Genomic DNA, 1,537 nt, shown 5'->3' with positions numbered 1-1,537 from the left:
TGAGCGGTGTGCATCGTGAAGTTGCTGGTCACGGGTCTGGTGTGCGTGGGGTTCGGGGTGCTCGTGCTGGTCGTGGGCGGATGACTTCGGCGAAGATCGTCGGTCATCGGGAGACTTCGCGGTTGGTGAGGACCAGCAGGGCTCTGACCAGGGCAGTCGCCCATGTCGGGTCGGTGCGGACCTTGCTGAGGACCCGCCAGTTCTTCAGGTGGGCGAAACCGTGCTCGACCGGCGCCCTCACGGCCGCCAGCGCCTTGTTGGACAGCTTCTGCCCTCGCGTCAGGGGCCGGTGCCGGGCGGCCTTGTAACCGGTGATCACCGCCGGGTCGGCGTCGGGATCACTGTCGTCGAGTCCGACGAATCCCAGGTCGGCGATGGCTCCGAGGCCGGCCGCCCGCAGCTTGACGGTGAGCTGGTCGTGGCGGCAGGCGGTGATCTCCGAGGTGCGTCCGGGCCGGGCCGCCGAGACCCAGAGCAGTCGGCCCCGGTCGTCGGTGAGCGCGATTACGAGCAGGCCATGGCACTTGTGCTTGCCGGAGTAGTTCTTCCGGTTCTCCTTCCCGGTCCTGCGCCGGGTGCGGATCAGCGTGCCGTCCAGCAGTACGACTCCGCCGCCCTTTCGGGTGATCTTCTTCAGGGCGCGGTCCAGGCGTGGGGCGCGGGCGGCGAGCAGGCCGACGACTTCCCTCACCCACCGGGTCACGGTGGTGCGGTGTATCTGGTTGCCGCCAGCCAGGTCGCCGGGCCGCTGGTCACAGCGCAGCACGGCCGGCACGACGGTGGCGATCTTCCCTGCGGGCAGGGCGCGCCACCTGGAGCCGATCTTCTTGAGGTGGCCGCGTATCAGGTCGGCGAGCCAGTTCAGGGTGGCACTCGACAGCGGCAGGCGGGCGGTGTAGACAAGGCCGTCAGGGCCCTCGACGGGATGGTTGTTTTTCTTCACACCAAACTCAACTGCCGCCGGGGGCCCGTCAGTTACGCTCCCGCCCCGCGCAGTTACGGACGTGCGGAGAACTGCCCGTCAGGGCGTTTGTGCAGCCAGCCGCGGTCGGCGAGCTTGGTCATCTTCGCCCGCAAAGGTTCCAGCTTGCCGCGCACCGAGGCGTCCAGCCCCAGCCGCTCGCCGACCGCCCTGACCTGCACCGGGCCGTCGGCCTCCCGCACGATCGCCAGGATCTTGCGGTAGTCGCCGGGCAGCACACCCTCGTCGGCCGCGTCGCTGCGGTGCGGGACGAGCAGGACTGCCCGCCCGGCCACCTTCACCGATACCGGAGCGACAGCCCCAGCGTCGGCCCGTGCCTGTTCGGCCAGGCGGTTCAACACACGCTCTGCGATCGCCAGTTCATCCCGCTCGGCCTGGACCTCCTGGAGTTGCTTGGCCAACTCCTCGGCGAGGGCGTCCAGTTCGCTCCGACGGGCGGTGATCCACTGCCGCTCCTGCATCCTCCGCGCCCTCCCGCGTTCTCACGGCGTGCCGACCTGCTGACGGATCGTAGGCGGGGGCCGGTCGTGGGCGCAGCCGAACCCGGCATCCCGC

At 69.8% G+C, this 1,537-nt stretch carries 2 protein-coding genes; both read right to left on the bottom strand.

Going from position 1 to position 1,537, the window contains the following annotated elements; all coding sequences use genetic code 11:
- Positions 1 to 103: 103 nt before the first annotated feature.
- A complete protein-coding gene (locus ACIQPR_RS49100) occupies positions 104 to 943 on the bottom strand; it encodes a transposase family protein (protein ID WP_403664392.1) in 840 nt (279 codons plus the stop codon).
- Positions 944 to 996: 53 nt separating this feature from the next.
- On the bottom strand, positions 997 to 1,443 hold the full coding sequence (locus ACIQPR_RS49095; RefSeq protein ID WP_403664390.1) for a hypothetical protein: 447 nt from the start codon (positions 1,441 to 1,443) through the stop codon (positions 997 to 999).
- Positions 1,444 to 1,537 lie beyond the last annotated feature (94 nt).

This window comes from Streptomyces sp. NPDC091280, from assembly GCF_044768565.1.
Taxonomy (GTDB): domain Bacteria; phylum Actinomycetota; class Actinomycetes; order Streptomycetales; family Streptomycetaceae; genus Streptomyces.
The sequence above is the reverse complement of the archived record's forward strand: the minus strand, read 5'-3'. Positions and strand labels throughout refer to the sequence as shown.